The sequence below is a fragment of the Sphingobacterium multivorum genome (assembly GCF_900457465.1).
GTDB lineage: Bacteria > Bacteroidota > Bacteroidia > Sphingobacteriales > Sphingobacteriaceae > Sphingobacterium > Sphingobacterium multivorum.
Map to the genome: position 1 here is coordinate 1,080,098 of NZ_UAUU01000011.1, position 13,276 is coordinate 1,093,373.

Sequence of the window (13,276 nt, forward strand, 5' to 3'; positions counted from 1 at the left end):
TATCCCTATCATATACTAAGATAATATTAATTTGATTTTAACTTGTTCCTAGACAAAAAGGGGACTTGAAATCCTTTAGCCGCGCTGCTAAATTTCCATGTTTAACCGATTTAGTGATTTATAAAAAATGATTTTTTTAAATTTTATTTTGTTTATACAAAGTTATTTTCTATTTTAGTGTTGCCCATTCAAGGGCACTTTTCATAAAATAGGTTAATAATATGGCTAAAACACCCGGAGTACCCCATGCTTTCGGGTGTTTTTTTGTTTTTTACCCTTGCGTTATTTCCTTGGATATGTCCTATAAATTTAAATGCTTAAGAACCTATGTCTTGCCTGATTGGCTCATTAGTTAATTATTTCCGTTTTAATATTCTAGAATAATCGCTAGTAATCTCATGATTATGAAAACTTATTTCGCTGTATAACGATTCTGCTACAGTGTTGCTAATTATAATGACTTTGAGTAAGTTTAAGGGAAAGAGCCACAATAAATAAATTATGTCGATCGTTGACAAGCAAACCTTAGCGGATTTAAATGTTACCAACAGTAGGTATAAGGATATGGTCGATTTTTTTCGATTGTACAGTTACGCTAGGTGGGCGGGATATGTTGTATAGTTATTTTCTTAAACCTCTTTCCTCTAAATTGGAAATAGAAAGCAGACAGCATCTAATTCTTTTTATGCAAAAGTTGAGATTTCGGATCTATTGGATAAGTATATGATGCAGGATCTGGAGCAATATTTGTCTCTGCCGCAAGAACCCTATTCACCTTCCAGGGCTACTTATTATCTCGAAATGGTGTCAACGAATTTTTTGTCTTTGGATTTTAAAAAACGCGAGATACTTATTAAGCGATCTATTCACGAGATCGCTAAGATTACAGATGGTCTTGCTATTTTTTTAGCATCTGCAAAATCAGAAGGTCATAGTTTAGCTATTCTCAAAGAATATCGTAAGCACATAGATTGTGTTTTGGAAGATATCGATCGGGATGAGTTTAAGCAGTTGCTGAATAACAAATTTTCTAAGGAGCTGATGATCAAATACGATTATCTTTTTAGAAATATAAAACGAAATGCAATACGTGAGATTTTCGATGTTTTGTATCATTTGGATGCTTTGTTCAGTGTAGCAAAAAGTATCAAAGGAAAGAATCTTGTTTTTCCTCAAATTGAGGAAAAGACAGGGGGAGAGGATATGATCACCATACGTGGAGCTTATAATTTATTTATTGAAGATGCCATTAAAAATGATGTAGAAATAAAAAAGAAAACAACCTTTGGTATCTGACCGGAGCAAATATGACGGGTAAATCTACCTTGTTGAAGACAATTGGAAGCTGCGTTTATCTGGCACATCTTGGTTTTCCGGTTTCAGCAGATGCGATGAAAACAGTACTTTTTGACGGAATATCGGCGACCATAAATTTAGGTGATAATATAAATGCAGGTGCAAGTCACTTTTTTAACGAAGTATTACGGGTTAAACATTTGGCGGAGTTACTGGCATCCGGTAAGCAAATGTTTGTTCTGATGGATGAGCTATTCAAGGGGACAAACCATGGTGATGCCAGTGAAGCAACCCTGGAATTAGTTAACTGTTTGAAAGGATACAAGAACTGTGTATTCTTATTGTCCTCACATATTACGGAAATTTGCCCCATACTGTATAAAGAAGGTATTACACTGAAATATTTGGGGGTTCAGTTGGATGAAAAGGAGGGAATTATCTTTACATACCGACTTTTGGATGGTGTTGCCGAAGAAAAGTTAGGCATGTGGTTATTGCGCAAAGAACGGGTATTTGAGATTTTAAGGGAATTTGATTTGGGAATACAAAAAGAATGAGATTATTGTGATATTGATTATCTTGTTTCAGTTTTATAGTCTATGGTAAACTTTTGGTCAAACCGAATCAATTATTTAAGCATTTTTTTAGGTGGTAAAATTGCAGATATCTTTGGATCCAGTAGACTTGACGAAGTAATGGGGAACGAACCAAATAAACAATGGGGCTCGGTAATACTGTTGAAAGCAAATAAAATCAAAGTTTTAAGCAAGTATCTGAAAGTCGCGTCAGTAAATGTATTGGCAAACTAAAAAGATGAATTACTTTAAAAAACAACTCTATATCCTGTGTCTACTAGGCGTGTTGGGCCAGGCAAAGCAGAGCTATAGTCAGCAGCTGCCGCTATTTAACAAAGAAAGCAACAGCCTGTCTGGAGACTGGCTAATAGGAACTTCCCATGCGAAAGCAGGGCTCTTCAAGACGAAAGAAGGTCATTTGGTATTTTCCAATGGCTTGGTCAGCCGTACATTTACGACTTTTCCAAATGTAGCCAGTATTGGTTTGGACGAATTGACTGGAAATACAGCATTTCTAAGGTCGATCCGATCTGAAGCCAGTGTAACAATCGATGGGTTTACCTTTGATGTCGGTGGATTGGAAGGACAAAAAGTACATAATTACTTACTAAAAGAATGGATACCGAGTTAAAAGGCTAATCCATGGCTTTTAAGTTCCATGATTATAAAATTGAAGATACAAAACCCCGTTTTGGCTGGAAAAAGAGGCCAAACTGGATGCCTAAAGAGATGCCCTGGCCAGTGCGGGGCAAAGAGCTGACATTTAACTATACATTGGATCAACAGGCGATCGATGCTCTTGCCGCAAAGAGCAAAAGTGACCAAAACAGATCATTGCTGTTGGAAGATAAATTTCAGCGTTTAGCGTCCGACTGGAAGTTGATGGTGTCAAAATCACATGCACGTAATTCCTTTGTCAATGAAGGAAAAGTGGGCGAGATTATGGCACTGGAGAATGCGGCAGTATTTGCTGAAAGAGCGGTTCCTCAAGACGCAAAGGTACTCGTCGCCAAGATGAATAAAGGTACTGATCAATCCAACGATTGGGGATTGGGTTTTGGGCTAACACTAACGAATAGTAGCCCCAGACTTTATTGGCGAGCAAGTGAAGGCAAAGTAGTCTTTTTTGATGGCAAACGCGATAACGGAACCTTCGAAGTTGGTAAAGCAGATCAGCTATGGTTTAGATATGAAATAGCGGATAAAGAATTATTGGCACAAGCCTCTTTGGATGGACAACAATGGCATACCGTCGGTCATCTTTCGCTAAAGTCAGGTGACAAGATACAGTTGGTTCGTGTCGGAAAAATGGATCCAAACGGCGGGAACAAAGATGGAAAGGCTTCTACAAAGGAAGGTCGCTCCAAAATAGAAGGTTTTTGGGCATACGGTGATTTTTCATCCCAATTTGCAGGCGATTTGTCCAGTAAACTTGCTTATATGAAAAACGTTACGGTACAGGTTCATTATGATCTTTATGATGACATGCCGATCTTTAGTAAGTGGATTACTGTGCAGAATCAGTCGGACCGGGAAATTGTGGTTAATAGCTTTAAGAGTGAGCAATTGGCTGTATTTGAGCCCGAAAGTTCGGTAGATCATAGAAGCCGTTGGTTATACCATAATATCACCGTGGAAACAGATTATACATTTGGCGGTATGAGCGAGGAAGTCGTTTATTCCTCGAGTCTGGAGTGGAAAAAAGACCCGCTATATACCACACAGGTCCACTACGACCGGGAGACACCCTGTCTGTTGGAAGTTGCACCTAAAATGGGACCCGAACAACAGGTTGCTGCCGTTGGAGAATTTGCAAGCTATCGGGTTTGGGAGCTGTTGAACGATAGCTGGGAACGCGAACGTAAGAGCCTTGGATATCGAAAAATGCTGCGCTCCATGGCGCCATGGGCAACTGAAAATCCAATATTGATGCATGTACGGAGTTCGGACAACGAGTCGGTAAAAAAGGCAATTGATCAAGCAGCGGAGGTTGGTTTTGAAATGGTGATTATGACCTTTTGGTCTGGATTCAATGCCGAAGATGATTCTCCCGAAAATCTCAAGCGTATGAAAGAGCTTGCTGACTATGCGCATAGCAAAGGAATTGAACTTGGAGGCTATTCGCTCCTGGCCAGTCGGCATATTGATGCTAAAAATGACGTTGTGCTACCTGAAGGCATGCATCCTCGCTTTGGAAGTTCACCCTGTATTGAGAGTGAATGGGGCCAGGCTTACTTCAAAAAGCTGTATAACCTGTATGAAAGTTCGGGACTGGGTGTATTTGAGCATGATGGCTCTTATCCAGGGGATTGGTGTTACGCCACCGATCATCCCGGACATCACAATGAAAAAGACTCGCAATGGAATCAGTTTAAACGGATCACTGATTTTTACAAATGGTGCCGTGAAAAGGGAATCTACCTGAATATTCCGGATATGTATTTCTTTAATGGTGGAAACAAAGTCGGAATGGGCTACCGTGAGGCGAACTGGTCGCTTCCGAGGACACAACAGGAGATTGTGGAAAGACAGAATATCTTCGATGGTACCTGGGCTAAAGCTCCATCCATGGGCTGGATGTTTGTTCCTTTGGTAGAATACCAAGGTGGCGGCAAAGAGGCAACGATAGAGCCGTTGAAGGATCACCTACCGCATTACGAGCAACGCTTGGCCAATCTATTTGGCGCAGGTGTACAGGCTTGTTATCGTGGACCACAGCTTTATGACTCCCCAGAGACGAAAAATGTAGTAACCAAATGGGTGAATTTTTACAAGAAACACCGTGAAGTTTTGGACAGTGATATCATCCATGTGAGACGTCCTGACGGGATGGATTATGATGCTATTTTGCACGTGAATCCAGCGGGAAAAGAAAAGGGATTACTAATGATCTATAATCCATTGGACGAAGCGATAACACGAAAAATTAAGGTCAACTTATACTATACCGGACTGAAAGGAAATGTGCAAGTGGTTGAGCAAGATCAAAACAGTAGGACAATGCCATTAAATGCAGCCTCAGAAGGGATCTTTGAGGTCAATATACCAGCAAAAAGTCAAACTTGGTTTGTGATTAAGTAAAGAGTCTTCTCATCATTGTGATGAGAAGACTCTTTTTTTACCCGATGGGATAGGGCATTCTATACGTTATTCAATATGGAGCAATTTTTTGCTCTGTTTCGAACGACTATTTTCATTAAAATCCTCCACCTAAAAATAGTAATCCTGATCGCTGTTGAAACTGCGGCCATCAAAGTTGTCGTCGTAGACGATGATGGCATTTTATCATAATTCATTGCCGGCTATTTGCCGTCCTCTTTCTTGGGGGGGCATTTTACAAACACGCCCGTTTCGAGTGTCAGTTCACCGGTCGTAGGGTTATAACTATCCTTGGATAGAATAGGTATTTCACCGGCAACTTTACTTTGTTCGGGGTTGGTATAGTGTAATGGGGGTAAGATGAGGCTATCGGGAAAGACATATTCCGTAGCCATCTTCTTCTTGAGCTCTTCATCTATACTGCTGTTTTCATATTTTTTTTAAGCTCCTCTTTGCTTTGGGAAAAGGTTATGTCGCTGAATAAGGTAAGCGGTACAAGCACTACCAAGATATTTTTTATCAATTTCATAAACAGTTTTAATTGCGTCCACCAATATACTTTTTTTTCTTATAGCAGTAAAGGGCTAATTAACCAGCCGATTAAAATAATACAATAAACGAATCGTAAATCATTTTTGGCGAATTGTAAACGGAGGCTTGAATCGCTGACCGAGGACTTTATATTTGGATCCAAGAAATGCCGAAACATATCTTGGCGCTTTTTTGAAGTAAGAAATGAGCAGATCTTAATTTGTTAATTTATTGCGCTGCAGATTTATGTGCGACATTTTAATTTTAATTGTCATAGTAGATAGTGCCTTACACGTAAGGTAAATGTTTTTCATAGGTAGTAAGCCGTAAAGGACTCCCCGTCCTTGCGGCTTTTTTTGTGCTTATTGTTCAGTTGAAGAATGGCTGGCTAATATATTCCTATCGTTAGTTTGCAACGACATGTTTTATGTCTTGGCTGTTTTAGGCTGGGAAAAAAAAATAAAAAAGTCAAAATTCCTTTAGGACGTTTTGTCTTTCCCGTTGTCATCAATGTATAAATGGAGATTTTGGCCGTTAAATATCCATTTGAAATGCAACTACTATGAAATTTTAGCCTATTAATCATTTTTAGCATGGCACTGACTAATAAAATATTCCAGCAAAGTGAGATTGAAAGTTTTGAATTCAATCACAAAGTCTTAAAAAACTGTTCTTTTATCGATTGCAAGATAAAAGGGAAAAGCTTCATGAACTCCATGTTTCGTGATTGTAAGTTCATTCGCTGTACCTTTGTAGACTGTAACTTTCAGTCTGTTGTTTTTCAGGAATCTGGGCTTTGGATGGAAAGTACATTCGAAGCGAATGATTTTTCGAAAGCCATCATTGGAAATCTAAAAATTGAAAAGTCGTCCTTCCTTTACAATACATTTGACAAAACAACTTTCGACGGGACGAACTTGATTCATGTGGTATTTAAAGGAAAGATCAGTTCTTCATGGTTTTATGGAATTCCTTTTACAGAAGACTTATATTCCACCAATCTTTTTATTCTCAAAAAAGCCAAACCATTAAAGACTCCCTTGGTAAATTTTGGTCATGCAGAATTAAAGGACGTTATATTTTCTCGAGGGCTAGATCTCTCCAGTACAGTTTTTCCAAACCAAGAGCATCTTAAAATTATCAATAATCCCAGACGTTTTTTTGTTAGTTTCCTCAAAAGGTCAAGAGAAGTGTTTACGGATAATGAATCGTTGGTTTTCTGTCGGGACTTGGTGGATAATGTCTTGTATAAGCCCGAAAATAGGGGGATGCCAATCATATTGGTTGATCTAAATCAGTTTTACCCCTCATTGAATGAAAATAGAGATCGTCTTATTGTTGATCTATTAAAAGCAGGATAATCATATCATTCTATATATAATTGTTAGTGCAAAGCCGTTTGGAGTTCCCAGCTCTAGCGGCTTTTTCGCTCCCGACCTGCTTATGCATTTATTCGCTCCTGTCATTACCTTTGTTCGCTCTTGTTCCTAGTGAACACCTAGCTGAAACCTTGTGTTTACCTAGTGAACTAGGTTAAGACTGGGCGATTCATAGGGATTTGCTAGGTGAATTCCAAAAGCAAGGCAAAAGCAGGGTAGAAGCAGTGCAGTCAAAAGACCGTGCAAAGGCCAAATCTGATGATGGAAGTTAAAGTGCATCCTGCTGTATCATAGTTTTTTTATGTTTTTTTATATATAAGAAAATTAGGTATATTTAATTACTTTTTTAAGATGAACGAATGAAAGATACGAAGCTATTAAAAGGCACTTTACAAACGATTATTCTGAAGCTATTGTCTGGAACGGAAAGAATGTATGGCTATGAAATGACCCAACAGGTAAAACTCATAACAGATGGGGAGTTTATCCTCACTGAGGGAGCGCTCTATCCTGCACTACATAAGTTAGAAGCGGAAGGGCTTCTGGATACAGCAATAGAAGTTGTCGATGGAAGAGCAAGAAAGTATTACTCCCTGACAGTGAAGGGAAAAAAAGCGCAGATAATTAAAATGAAAGATGCGTTGACCTTTGTGGAGAAGTTGCAGGTTATTTTGAACACGAAACCAATTGTATCATGACAGAAAAGAAATTGACCAAAGCGGAGTTAGGTATTCTGATGGATTTTATCCGTTCTAAAGGATATCATTATGTTGATGTTCAACTTGAAATTTTGGATCACTTCGCCTGTAAGGTAGAGGAACTGATGTCTTCAGATGCCGGCATGTATTTCAATCGAGCCATTGATCTCGCTTATGCCAGTTTTGGAGAGTCAGGGTTTGGAAGCATTGCAGCTAGTTATGAATTGAATCTGCAAAGAAAACAAATCAATAAATTTCCTGCTGATTTTTTACAGTTCGTCAAGCATTGGCATAGTGCAATTTATATCGTGTACTTCACATTGTTCTATTATTTTGTGCCGCTCGATGCAGATGGTTTTTGGACGGGATTAAAATTAGGGATGATTGGTACATTAGTTTTTTATATTCCAGTATACCTATTGCGGCATCGGCCTCGAGGGAACAAATACTGCGTTTATCGCAATTATCTTGGTTTAACAATACCGATTATGATTTTGATCATCGGGTTGGTTTCTTCGGAATGGATCGTTAATTATGTTCCTTTAGCTTTGTATCGTGTTGTTATTCTTATTTTTATGTATATTGGATTAGGAATTTTGTCTATCTTTGAGAAGAATCTAAAGGCCATTGTCCGACGGGTAGATGAGATCGAAGTGCTGCACCAGAGCTGACGATTAATTTTTTAAATTATGAAATATCTTTTCCTGTTGTTATTAAGCATTTGTTTTTTGTCCAGTTGTGACAAAGAAGATAGTGATTTTGACGCTAGGGAGATCGGTGATGGAACAATGGCTAAAAGGTATCAATTTGTAGGGCGTTCCGTCGGGTTTTCGGTTAGCCAGATCTACGTGGATGGCACTATAGATAAAAACTTCTATTTGGGGACAGTTTGGGGATTAAAAGATACTACGCCGCAACTAAAACTAACTTCCCTTCGCAATTATAAACCTTTCAAGAGCACAATTTCTTCTACACAGCCAACTTTAGCTCCAATCCGTATCATTCCTGGATTTGATGCTGTGCGAGCTTTCGCTAAGAAAAGCAAGGGGGAACCGGCTGTTTTGAAGCAGTCGTCTGTAGGGGCATTTTTCGATTATAGAGCGATACGCTACCATCTTAATAATAGCCCTGACGTAGATAGTGTACTCAAATTGGTCCGTCACCATGATTCTACCACGATAAAAAGAGCTAATAGCCTGTTATTGCGTCGAGAACATATTACATTTAGTCTCCATGCGGATCTGAAAGACTATGAACAGGCTTTTAGTAAGGATGCACTAGGGAAGTTAAAAAAATCAGGATATAATCCCTACTATGTTTCGTCAGTCAACTATGGTACCCACTCGATTATGATGGGAGAAAGTGATTTTACACGTGGTGATCTTAAAAACGTATTGGAAAAATTGCTGTACAATCAATTTCTGACAAAAACCGACGAAACGGTGTTAAATCGTTCCGATGTGCTGGTTTATTTGCGTGGTGGACGTCAAACTAGTTTTATTAGACGCGCAACAGGTTTGGACGCTATTAAAAAACTTGTCATTGATTATAAAAATGAACTTGAACTGCAACAGAATAGCTTTGACTACCCCATTAGCTATAGTCTAGGAAACCTTAATTCCTATGGGGACCTGAAATTCTGGTACTCTTATGATTTTCTCGTCCGTGAGGAAAAAGAATGATTTTTATTTAAACATTTGGATAATTAAAAGGATATTTTTTACATTTGGGCTATTGTCGCAAACGGCATCATAGCGCAGTTTCCTGTCTATCTATTTTAAACATGGCATAACCATTAATTAGCCTTTTTGCTTCAATACCATTATTAGCTAAAAACAATTAAAGAAGAACTATGGAAGAAACAATTAAGACATTGATCTACATTCACGCATTTTTTGGTGGGATAGGATTGATTACCGGCCTGATCAGTGTGGCTGTAAAAAAGGGAGGAGCAGGGCATAAGAAGACGGGGATCATATTTTCCTATGCGATGGTGATTAGTTCTTTAATTTCACTTGTTATTGCGAGAATGCCGGGCCACGAAAACACATTTTTATTTTTGATCGGTATCTTTACCATCTATCTCATTCTGGCGGGTAATCGCGCGTTGACTTTACGCAGTAAGATTAAACAACAGACCGATTGGAAAGACAAACTTATTTCGGCTACGATGCTGCTTGCATCGGTTGGTATGTTATGTCTTGGTTTAATTGGATTAATACAGCAGGTGGCAAATTCTGTTTTATATGTCTTTTTTGGTGGTTTTGGTGCATTTATGAGTATTCGGGATTTTCAGCTGTTTAAAAGTTTCAAAGAAAAGAAAAATGGCTGGCTGGTCAGTCATTTGGGTCGTATGGTAGGCGCATTGATTGCGTCGGTGACTGCCTTTTTAGTTGCCGGGATTCAGCTTGGTTCAACGCTGGTTTGGATTACGCCAACCATCATCGGCACCTTGTATATCATCTATTCCAATAGAGCATTGAATAAAAATAAAGTGCTTCGTGCGGATTTGCATTAATCCAGCGAGTTAAACATTTGAATTGATTGAAGAAAGGCCTAAGTTTTTTATTTAGGCCTTTTTTAATGCTTGATCTTATGCTCATGAAACCTTGTCAAGAGGTTCTTTGTGCTTTTTTTTTACTCCTACTTTTGATCCAGTTCAATGCAATAGTGCTAGGTTCGCTAGATGCCGAAAGGCTTGTATTGTGATCTAATAAAGGAAATAGGCAATATTCGAAAGGCTTTCCTTGTGCTTTAAGTGCATTGAGATGTTCAATGGATAAACCTACAGGTATTTGGATATCTTTGGATCCAAAAAGCCAGAGCCCTGGAGTTGTTATCGTTTTAAGTGGTGTCATGGGATCGGTATTTGTAAATTGATAGCGATCCGGATCATTCGCCACATGTTGTCGGGCATCGGCTTCCGTATGTTTATCCCAAAAATCTTTTTTTCCATTCGTAAAAAACTGGAAGCGGAGCTGCTCACGGGCAGGGATAACTGCTCCACTGTACAAAACAAAAAAGTCGATCAAAGGATTTTGGTTAGTCGCTAAGGGAATGATCCATCCCGCTTGGCTGAATCCAAGTAGTCCCATTGGAATGTTCGTCTTCCCGAGTTGCTGATGGAATGCTTTTACCGCTGCTTGTGCATCTTTGGCCAGCAGGTGGAGGTTGGCAGAGTCGATATTATTTGTACCGACCTCAGGGCCAGCGTAGGTTCCCTCAGATTTACCAACTCCGCGCTTGTCATAAGTAAATACAGCAATACCGTTTTGGGCTAAATATGAGGCAAACTCCATCATCCTTTTCTCTTGTCCAGAACCATGGATAAGGACAATGGCCGCATGGGCACGGCGAGGCTGAAGTATGGTTCCTGTTAACTTAATACCCTCACTTTTAAATACAATATCTTTTGTATACCAGTCTAAAGATTGGGCTTTTGCATGTTGCGCGAAGAGCAGGCAATACATGGCGACGAGAAAAGGTAGCGTACGAAGTGTAATCCGCTGTAAGGGAGCATAGTTCGTCAGGGAACAGTTTAATGAGGAGGATTTAGGCATAATTAATTCGGTGTTAAATTTATTTTTGTCTAAAGTAACGAGTTTAAATTTAAAAAGTTTGTGCTTTTCGGTGGACTGTAGGTTTGAATCGGTAAATCGTCCTGTTTTTGCTGTAAATGGCGGATCAAAATTCCCTTGAATCGTCTGCTTGGTATTTTGCAGATAGCAATGTCCATTCTTGAAAAAGGTTTACAAAAGGTTTAACACGGCTTTTACTTTACGGTTGGTCTAATACTACTCTTACTTCACAGCTGGTCTTTTACGGGGTTTTGATTTGTCTATATTTATTTGGGTAAAAACTAGTGGTCAAATTTGATTTTATTCCGTTTTATAATCGTTATTTCTACGGAACTTATTCGGTCTTTATTCGCTTTCATCCGAATGAAGTCCGAATGAGGTCCCTATAAAGTCCGTATTAGCTCCCTGAAAGTGAAGAAATTTGTGAGAAATAAAATAGCGACGGAATAAGATTCGTTAACAGTGTTTTAAGTTTTTCTTTCTTGTTGTATAACGTAATATATCCTTTATCAAAAGTTAACATCTGAAAATTATTTTTGAGCTGAATGAAGCGATTGTTCCTGCGGTAGTTTTCCTTAAGGAAAACTCAGCAAGTAAGAAAAACTCAGCAAGGACAACCATAAATCTTATGAAAGAATACTATGCACATTTTCTGCAACATGATTCCTCTCTTAGGGGAAACCGATCTTAGTACTGGACTCCTTATTGTTTTTGCCCTTTGTTTATTTGCCGTTGTGGCCTTTGAATTTGTCAATGGCTTTCATGATACCGCGAATGCTGTTGCAACGGTCATTTATACCAAAGCACTTAAACCAATTGTAGCCATTCCTTGGTCTGGTTTTTGGAATTTTCTAGGTGTTTTTGCAGGCGGAATAGCCGTGGCTATGGGAATCCTTAAATTGGTGCCTCTGGATACCTTAATGGCACTCCCGGTTTCCGTAGGCGCTTGTCTGGTCCTTTCTGTATTATTGGCTGCTATTATCTGGAATTTGGGGACTTGGTATTTTGGTATTCCTTGTTCGAGTTCACATACCTTGATTGGTGCCCTTATCGGGGCTGGTATAGGCTTCACCTGGTATTACGGTGGCAGCGGTGTCAATTGGCATAAGGCTGAGGAAATTGGTCTTTCTTTGATTCTGTCACCTTTGATTGGCTTTGGTCTAGCGGTGATATTGATGCTCTTTTTGAAGCATGTCGTCCGTTATAAAGCACTTTTTCACATCCCACAAGGAGAAGATGACAGACCTCCATTTTTAGTACGGGGTATTCTTATACTGACCTGTACATTGGTCAGTTTTTTTCACGGTAGCAATGATGGACAAAAAGGAGTAGGGCTGTTTATGTTGATCTTAATTGCATTTCTTCCTGCCCGTTTTGCAATAAACCATTCCGTACCAGATGCGGCTGTCATTAAAACGCTCGATCAAACGGAAATCGTGTTGCAGACAATTGCTTCCAGTAATGTTGTTCAAGGAACGATGTTTGCACATGTCCATGAAGAGATTGAGCAAGTCAAGTTGCATTTGATGGATAAAAGTCTAACGGATAAAGCTGGGACGTTTAAATTCAGAAAAGAGGTTGAAGGTTTGGTCAAATCGATTGCTACATTGGAGAGCAATAAACGGATCAATATCAATGCTGAAAATCGTTTGGAGCTCAATCGTAAGTTGGGTGAATTGAAACATCTTACGGACTTTGCACCGATTTGGGTGATCTTAACGATTTCGGTAGCACTAGGTTTGGGAACAATGATCGGTTGGAAACGTATTGTAATAACAATAGGTGAAAAAATAGGAAATGAACATTTGAGTTATGCTCAGGGGGCCTCAAGCGAGATTGTCGCAGCTTCGACAATTGGTATCAGTACCGTATTGGGTTTGCCCGTTAGCACAACGCATGTGCTCTCAAGTGGTATTGCTGGTTCAATGGTAGCTTCTGGAGGAAAGAGCAATTTAAATAAAGGAACACTCAAAAGTATCGGTCTTGCTTGGGTACTTACTTTACCTGTGTCGATTGGCTTGGCTTTATTACTATTTGTATTCTTCCATCTTTTTATTTAGTTGATTGTTACCTGAATGTTTTTGTCATCCAATGACTTTGTACACATGGCTATTGGCAGT

General features: G+C 39.2%; 12 protein-coding genes. 10 read left to right on the plus strand and 2 right to left on the minus strand.

Going from position 1 to position 13,276, the window contains the following annotated elements; translation table 11 throughout:
• Nucleotides 1-723 precede the first annotated feature (723 nt).
• The 4 genes from DTA23_RS21875 to DTA23_RS21895 all read left to right on the plus strand — a co-directional run bounded on the left by DTA23_RS21875 (nt 724) and on the right by DTA23_RS21895 (nt 4,952).
• A complete protein-coding gene (locus DTA23_RS21875) occupies nt 724-1,296 on the plus strand; it encodes a hypothetical protein (RefSeq protein WP_146753175.1) in 573 nt (190 codons plus the stop codon).
• An 11-nt stretch (nt 1,297-1,307) separates the two neighbouring features.
• Nucleotides 1,308-1,853 carry a MutS-related protein gene (locus DTA23_RS21880; protein WP_112376032.1) on the plus strand — a complete coding sequence of 182 codons (546 nt, stop codon included), beginning with the start codon at nt 1,308-1,310 and terminating at the stop codon, nt 1,851-1,853.
• A gap of 256 nt (nt 1,854-2,109) precedes the next feature.
• Nucleotides 2,110-2,502: a hypothetical protein gene (locus tag DTA23_RS21890; RefSeq protein ID WP_146753177.1), complete on the plus strand. Its 393-nt coding sequence runs from the start codon at nt 2,110-2,112 to the stop codon at nt 2,500-2,502.
• Nucleotides 2,503-2,513: 11 nt separating this feature from the next.
• A complete protein-coding gene (locus DTA23_RS21895) occupies nt 2,514-4,952 on the plus strand; it encodes a hypothetical protein (protein WP_112376035.1) in 2,439 nt (812 codons plus the stop codon).
• Nucleotides 4,953-5,173: 221 nt separating this feature from the next.
• On the opposite strand, the gene DTA23_RS26970 is transcribed toward DTA23_RS21895, so the two are convergent.
• Nucleotides 5,174-5,365, minus strand: a complete 192-nt coding sequence (locus tag DTA23_RS26970; RefSeq protein WP_146753179.1) for a hypothetical protein — start codon at nt 5,363-5,365, stop codon at nt 5,174-5,176.
• A 729-nt stretch (nt 5,366-6,094) separates the two neighbouring features.
• Here DTA23_RS26970 and DTA23_RS21900 point away from each other — a divergent pair.
• The 5 genes from DTA23_RS21900 to DTA23_RS21920 all read left to right on the plus strand — a co-directional run bounded on the left by DTA23_RS21900 (nt 6,095) and on the right by DTA23_RS21920 (nt 10,096).
• Nucleotides 6,095-6,862 (plus strand): pentapeptide repeat-containing protein, encoded by a 768-nt coding sequence (locus DTA23_RS21900; RefSeq protein WP_112376036.1) that lies wholly within the window; start codon nt 6,095-6,097, stop codon nt 6,860-6,862.
• Between the two features lie 377 nt (nt 6,863-7,239).
• Nucleotides 7,240-7,578: a PadR family transcriptional regulator gene (locus DTA23_RS21905; RefSeq protein ID WP_112376037.1), complete on the plus strand. Its 339-nt coding sequence runs from the start codon at nt 7,240-7,242 to the stop codon at nt 7,576-7,578.
• Entirely contained in the window at nt 7,575-8,249 is a 675-nt protein-coding gene (locus DTA23_RS21910; protein ID WP_112376038.1) for a hypothetical protein, read from the plus strand. Before DTA23_RS21905 ends, DTA23_RS21910 begins: the two co-directional genes overlap by 4 nt.
• An 18-nt stretch (nt 8,250-8,267) precedes the next feature.
• The gene (locus tag DTA23_RS21915; RefSeq protein ID WP_112376039.1) at nt 8,268-9,260 is read left to right on the plus strand and encodes a hypothetical protein; all 993 of its coding nucleotides are present in this window, start codon (nt 8,268-8,270) and stop codon (nt 9,258-9,260) included.
• A gap of 170 nt (nt 9,261-9,430) precedes the next feature.
• The gene (locus tag DTA23_RS21920) at nt 9,431-10,096 is read left to right on the plus strand and encodes a DUF2306 domain-containing protein (protein ID WP_112376040.1); all 666 of its coding nucleotides are present in this window, start codon (nt 9,431-9,433) and stop codon (nt 10,094-10,096) included.
• Between the two features lie 94 nt (nt 10,097-10,190).
• Here the strand turns inward: DTA23_RS21920 and DTA23_RS21925 are convergent, their stop codons facing one another.
• Nucleotides 10,191-11,138: an alpha/beta hydrolase family protein gene (locus DTA23_RS21925; protein ID WP_112376041.1), complete on the minus strand. Its 948-nt coding sequence runs from the start codon at nt 11,136-11,138 to the stop codon at nt 10,191-10,193.
• A gap of 677 nt (nt 11,139-11,815) precedes the next feature.
• Here DTA23_RS21925 and DTA23_RS21930 point away from each other — a divergent pair.
• Nucleotides 11,816-13,216, plus strand: coding sequence for an inorganic phosphate transporter (locus tag DTA23_RS21930; protein WP_239468830.1), 1,401 nt, complete (start codon nt 11,816-11,818; stop codon nt 13,214-13,216).
• Nucleotides 13,217-13,276: the final 60 nt, after the last annotated feature.

Bases quoted from the DNA above. Each gene is read 5' to 3' on its own strand.
- DTA23_RS21875 (WP_146753175.1), top strand. From the start codon at position 724: ATGATGCAGGATCTGGAGCAATATTTGTCTCTGCCGCAAGAACCCTAT.
- DTA23_RS21880 (WP_112376032.1), top strand. From the start codon at position 1,308: ATGACGGGTAAATCTACCTTGTTGAAGACAATTGGAAGCTGCGTTTAT.
- DTA23_RS21890 (WP_146753177.1), top strand. From the start codon at position 2,110: ATGAATTACTTTAAAAAACAACTCTATATCCTGTGTCTACTAGGCGTG.
- DTA23_RS21895 (WP_112376035.1), top strand. From the start codon at position 2,514: ATGGCTTTTAAGTTCCATGATTATAAAATTGAAGATACAAAACCCCGT.
- DTA23_RS26970 (WP_146753179.1), bottom strand. From the start codon at position 5,365: ATGGCTACGGAATATGTCTTTCCCGATAGCCTCATCTTACCCCCATTA.
- DTA23_RS21900 (WP_112376036.1), top strand. From the start codon at position 6,095: ATGGCACTGACTAATAAAATATTCCAGCAAAGTGAGATTGAAAGTTTT.
- DTA23_RS21905 (WP_112376037.1), top strand. From the start codon at position 7,240: ATGAAAGATACGAAGCTATTAAAAGGCACTTTACAAACGATTATTCTG.
- DTA23_RS21910 (WP_112376038.1), top strand. From the start codon at position 7,575: ATGACAGAAAAGAAATTGACCAAAGCGGAGTTAGGTATTCTGATGGAT.
- DTA23_RS21915 (WP_112376039.1), top strand. From the start codon at position 8,268: ATGAAATATCTTTTCCTGTTGTTATTAAGCATTTGTTTTTTGTCCAGT.
- DTA23_RS21920 (WP_112376040.1), top strand. From the start codon at position 9,431: ATGGAAGAAACAATTAAGACATTGATCTACATTCACGCATTTTTTGGT.
- DTA23_RS21925 (WP_112376041.1), bottom strand. From the start codon at position 11,138: ATGCCTAAATCCTCCTCATTAAACTGTTCCCTGACGAACTATGCTCCC.
- DTA23_RS21930 (WP_239468830.1), top strand. From the start codon at position 11,816: ATGATTCCTCTCTTAGGGGAAACCGATCTTAGTACTGGACTCCTTATT.